This window comes from Microbacterium umsixpiens (assembly GCF_053543675.1).
On the sequence record NZ_JBLVOH010000079.1, the window covers coordinates 21,257 to 25,872 of the forward strand.

Consider the following 4,616-nt stretch of genomic DNA (forward strand, 5'->3'; position numbering starts at 1 on the left):
GTACCACCCGCGCGAGCGGCGGCCGGATGCGCCGACCACGGTGTACGCGCACGGCGGCGGTTTCCTGCACGGCTCGATCGCCGGACACGACGGCTTCTGCCGGCGATGGGCCCGCGCCACCGGCGCCACCGTCGTCTCGGTCGACTACCGCCTCGCTCCCGAAGCCGGTCCTGGCGCGGCGCGCGACGACGTGATCGCCGCGGCGGACTGGGCCGTCGAGGCCGGGCTCGGGGCGCACGGGCTCCTCCTCGCGGGCGACAGCTCGGGCGGCAACGTCGCGGCCGGCGCGGCGATCGGCCTCCGCGATCGCGGCGCGAGCCCGGTCGTCGCACAGGTGCTGCTCTACCCGTTCCTCGACCCGACGATGTCCTCCGAGAGCCACCGCGCGAGGGCGACCGGCTACTTCGTCACGTCCGAGCTCCTGGCGCACTACTGGCGCACCTTCCTCGGCGAGCGGCCGGGCCGCTTCGACGCCGACGTCACCCCGCTCGCGGTCGACGACCTCGCAGGACTCCCGCCCGCGATCGTCGTCACCGCCGGCCTCGACCCCCTGTGCGACGAGGGCGCCGACTACGCCCGGCGGCTCCGTTCCGCCGGCGTCCCGGTGACACTCCGTCACCACCCCGATCAGTTCCACGGCTTCCTGACCATCCCCGGCTACGGCCCCGGCATCAGCGCCGCCGAGATCCTGTGGAGCGACCTCCGCTCCCTGACCAGCCCCGACCCGAAGGACCGCAGATGATCCCCGAACACGACGTCATCATCGTCGGCGCCGGCTTCGCCGGCCTGTACTCCACGATCCACGCCGAGCGGGCGGGACTCGACATCCTCGGCCTCGAGGCCGGTGACGACGTGGGCGGCACCTGGTACTGGAACCGCTACCCGGGCGCCCGCTGCGACGTCGAGAGCATCGACTACTCGTTCTCGTTCGACGATGCCTTGCAGCGCGAGTGGCGCTGGAGCGAGCGCTACGCGACGCAGCCCGAGATCCTGCGCTACCTGAACCACGTCGCCGATCGGTTCGACGTCCGCCGTCACTACCGCTTCGGCGAGCGTCTCGCCGCCGCGTCCTGGGACGAGCGGGCGCAGCGCTGGGACGTGCGCACGGAGTCCGGCTTCCAGGCCTCGGCACGCTGGCTGGTGATGGCGACGGGCGGGCTCTCGAAGCCGCAGCTGCCCGACCTTCCCGGTCGCGACGACTTCGCGGGTGAGGTCCTGCAGACCTCGGCCTGGCCGGAGGATCCGGTCGACCTGCGTGGCAAGCGGGTCGCCGTGATCGGCACCGGCTCCTCGGGGGTGCAGGCGATCCCGCTGATCGCACAGGATGCCGCGGAGCTCACGGTGTACCAGCGCAGCGCGAACTACAGCGTGCCCGCGTTCAACCGGACTCTCGACGATGACGAGTGGCAGCGACAGCAGGACGACCTGGCGCGTCGGCGCGAGCTCTCCTGGAACGGCGCCGCGGGGTCTCCCTGGACGAGCCACCCCGTCCCTTTCGCCGACGCCGACGAGCACGAGCGCCGCGCGGTGTTCGAGGAGAGCTGGACACGCGGCGGCGTACTCTTCGCCAAGGCGTTCCAGGGGCTAACCGTCGACCCGGTGATCAACGACGCCGCCCGGGTCTTCTTCGAGCAGAAGCTCGCCGAGAGGGTGCCGGATCCCGAGACGCGTGAATCCCTCACACCGCGCGACCACCCGGTCGGCACCAAGCGCATCTGCACCGACACCGGCTACTACGAGACGTTCAACGAGCCGCACGTCGCGCTGGTGGACCTGCGCCGGGAACCCCTCGCCGCAGTGACCGCGACCGGCATCCGCACGACAGACGAGCACCGCGAGCACGACGTGATCGTGTACGCCACAGGCTTCGACGCCATGACCGGCGCACTCACCGCGATCGACATCCGCGGACGCGACGGCCGATCGCTGCGCGAGGAGTGGACCGGCTTCCCCTCGACCTATCTCGGCATCGCCCTGCCCGGGTTCCCGAACCTGCTGGTGCTGAACGGCCCCGGCAGCCCCAGCGTGCTGTCGAACATGGCACTCACCTCCGAGCAGCAGGGCGACTACGCGCTGCGGATCATCGCGCACTGCCGACAGCAGGGGCACACGTCGATCGAGGCGCGGTCCGACGCGGCGGCCGCCTGGACGGCGCACTCCCTCGAGCTCGCCGACCGCACCCTCTTCGGATCGGCCCCGTCGTGGTACACCGGCTCGAACATCGCCGGCAAGGCACGGGGGTTCCTTCCGTACATCGGCGGCTTCAAGAACTACATCGATCGATGCGAGGAGGTCGCGGCAGCCGACTACCGCGGTTTCGTGCTCTCTTCGCGGTGACGGCGCCCCCGGTGGTCGGGGCTGGCCTTCGTCCTTCCGCAGCGCTAGAGTCAAACAAGCAAATGCTTGGGCAAAGGAGCGCGGTATGGGTGCAGTCGACCTCGGATTCACAGCAGGAGACGCGGTGCTCATCACCGGCGCCGGGAGCGGCATCGGGCGGGCCACCGCCGTGCATGCGGCAGAACTCGGTCTCGCCGTCAGCCTCTGGGACCTGAATCCGACGGGCCTCGAGGAGACCGCCGAGCAGGTGCGCGCGACAGCCCCCGCCGTGCACACCTGGGTGGCAGACGTGTCGGACGACGCGGCCGTGGATGCCGGGTTCACCGATGCGGTGCGCGCGCTCGGGCCGATCCGCTACCTCCACAACAACGCCGGGCCGGCATCCGCGTCAGAGATCCCCTTCGACCGGGCACTGGAGATCTGCGTGGGGAGCGTGCGCCGCATGACCGACACGTGGGCGGCCACCGGCCCCGGCGAGGGAGCCGCGATGGTCGCCACCACCTCGGTCGCCGGCAACCTCGTCGGCACCGACAACGCCTGGTACTCAGCATCCAAGGCCGCGATCATGGGCTACGTCCGCCACCTCGCCGCCCACCGCGCGGCGGAGTTCCGCTCCAACGGCGTGGCACCGGGCATGACCGATACCCCGCGGCTGGCGGGCTTCGCGGGAAGCGAGACCGGGCAGCGCGTACTCACCCGCATCCCCCTTCAGCGCATGGCCACACCCGACGACATCGCGTGGGCCGCACTGTTCCTGTTCTCCCCGCTCGCCGGCTACATCAACGGCGTCTTCCTCCCGGTCGACGGCGGCTGGACGGTGACGCAGTGATCGAGGTCGACCCGCGACCGATCGTCCACTCGCACAGGGTGCGCCTCAGCTATGCCGACACCGACCCGGCCGGCATCCTGTACTACGCCGCGTGGTTCCCCAAGATGGAGGGCCTGCAGTCGGAGTTCCTGTTCCTGCAGGGGCTGCGTCAGGACACCCTCATCGAGCGCTTCGGGTGGTGGACGGTGTCGCGGGCCACGACCTGCGAGTACCTGGCCGCCGCACGTCTGTTCGACGAGATCCGGATCGACCTGCGGATGGGTCGGATCGGGAGCACCTCGTTCCGGTTCGCGTTCGAGATGACCAGGATCGAGGACGACGCGATCGTCGCTCGTGCCGAGAACACCGTCGTCACGGTCTCCCCCGAACAGGATCCGGTTCCCATCCCCGCCGACCTGCGCGCGCACCTGCGGCGCTGGGCCGGGGAGGCGCCGTGAACGTCGACCTGCAGGCCATCGGCGATCGGCAGGAGATCGCGATGCTCCTCGCGCGCATCGCCCAACTGGCGGATGCCGGCGACCCCGAGCAGTACATCGACTGCTTCACCCCGGATGCCGTCTGGGACCTCACCGATGCCACGGACCTCCCGATGGATGTGCAGACCATCTCCGGTCGTGCCGCCCTCCTCGCCGGCGTGCAGGAGCGCCGCGCCGCGGGCATCCAGGGGCCGGGCTCGCACACTCGGCACGACGTCTCGAGCATCACGGTCGAGGTCGCCGGCGATCGGGCGACCGCGCGTTCGTACTTCCGCTACTACCGGGGCACCGACGGCATCCCGACGCTGGCCGCCATGGGCGTCTATGCCGACGTGTTCGTGCGGGGCGAGTCCGGCTGGCGACTGCACCGCCGCGAGATCAGCCGCGGCTGAGCCAGGCTGCCGCACGCCCGCTGCGGACCAGACCGAGGTGCATCTCGGTCTGACGCAACGCCGAGTGCAGCCAGAACCCGGCGAGCCCCTGCCAGCCCGAGGTCCAGGTGAGCCTGCTCGCGTAGGCCCACACCGACCGGTCACCGAGTTCCGCGGCGAGCGCCGCCACCTCTCCGGCGCGACGCAGGTGGTGGGCGGCTATCCGTGCGCGGCGTGCCGCGAGCCCGGTGAAGCGGAACTCGTGTCCGGGCAGCACCGTGAAGTCGTCGAACTCGGCGAGGCGGTCGAGCGACGCCAGCAGGTCGCCCATCGGCTCATCCCCCGCGAGCACACCGATGCCGACGCCGGAGTAGATGCGCGGCAGCACGTGATCGCCGGTGAAGAGCAGGCGGGCGTCACGGTCGGCGAGACAGATGTGCCCGCCCGTGTGACCCGGGGTCGCGATGACCTCGAGCCGCCTGCCAGCGAGCTCCAGCACGTCGCCGTCGCCCACGAGCAGGTCGGGCTCGACGTCGCCCGTGAGCGACGGCCGTGTGAACGAGGCCAGCAGTTCGTCATGACGCCCGTCCGGCACGCCCCATC

The 4,616-nt window shown here is 71.1% G+C and carries 6 protein-coding genes; 5 read left to right on the plus strand and 1 reads right to left on the minus strand.

Annotated elements, in window-relative coordinates; translation table 11 throughout:
* From ACNPM4_RS08235 to ACNPM4_RS08255, 5 genes are all read left to right on the plus strand, one after another.
* Nucleotides 1-742 (plus strand): alpha/beta hydrolase (locus tag ACNPM4_RS08235; RefSeq protein ID WP_448985361.1); only part of this gene is annotated, 742 nt, incomplete at its 5' end.
* Complete coding sequence (locus tag ACNPM4_RS08240; protein ID WP_262001633.1) at nucleotides 739-2,337, plus strand: flavin-containing monooxygenase; 1,599 nt, start codon at nucleotides 739-741, stop codon at nucleotides 2,335-2,337. The genes ACNPM4_RS08235 and ACNPM4_RS08240, both read left to right, overlap by 4 nt.
* Before the next feature lie 85 nt (nucleotides 2,338-2,422).
* Nucleotides 2,423-3,166, plus strand: coding sequence for an SDR family NAD(P)-dependent oxidoreductase (locus ACNPM4_RS08245; protein ID WP_262001634.1), 744 nt, complete (start codon nucleotides 2,423-2,425; stop codon nucleotides 3,164-3,166).
* A complete protein-coding gene (locus tag ACNPM4_RS08250; RefSeq protein ID WP_448985362.1) occupies nucleotides 3,163-3,603 on the plus strand; it encodes an acyl-CoA thioesterase in 441 nt (146 codons plus the stop codon). The genes ACNPM4_RS08245 and ACNPM4_RS08250 overlap by 4 nt, the downstream gene beginning before the upstream one ends.
* Nucleotides 3,600-4,034, plus strand: a complete 435-nt coding sequence (locus ACNPM4_RS08255; RefSeq protein WP_051662358.1) for a nuclear transport factor 2 family protein — start codon at nucleotides 3,600-3,602, stop codon at nucleotides 4,032-4,034. Before ACNPM4_RS08250 ends, ACNPM4_RS08255 begins: the two co-directional genes overlap by 4 nt.
* Here the strand turns inward: ACNPM4_RS08255 and ACNPM4_RS08260 are convergent.
* Nucleotides 4,021-4,616, minus strand: a 596-nt coding sequence (locus ACNPM4_RS08260; RefSeq protein ID WP_448985363.1) for an MBL fold metallo-hydrolase, incomplete at its 5' end; no start/stop codon positions are given. The two genes, ACNPM4_RS08255 and ACNPM4_RS08260, sit on opposite strands and share 14 nt — an antisense overlap.

Bases quoted from the DNA above. Each gene is read 5' to 3' on its own strand.
- ACNPM4_RS08240 (WP_262001633.1), top strand. From the start codon at position 739: ATGATCCCCGAACACGACGTCATCATCGTCGGCGCCGGCTTCGCCGGC.
- ACNPM4_RS08245 (WP_262001634.1), top strand. From the start codon at position 2,423: ATGGGTGCAGTCGACCTCGGATTCACAGCAGGAGACGCGGTGCTCATC.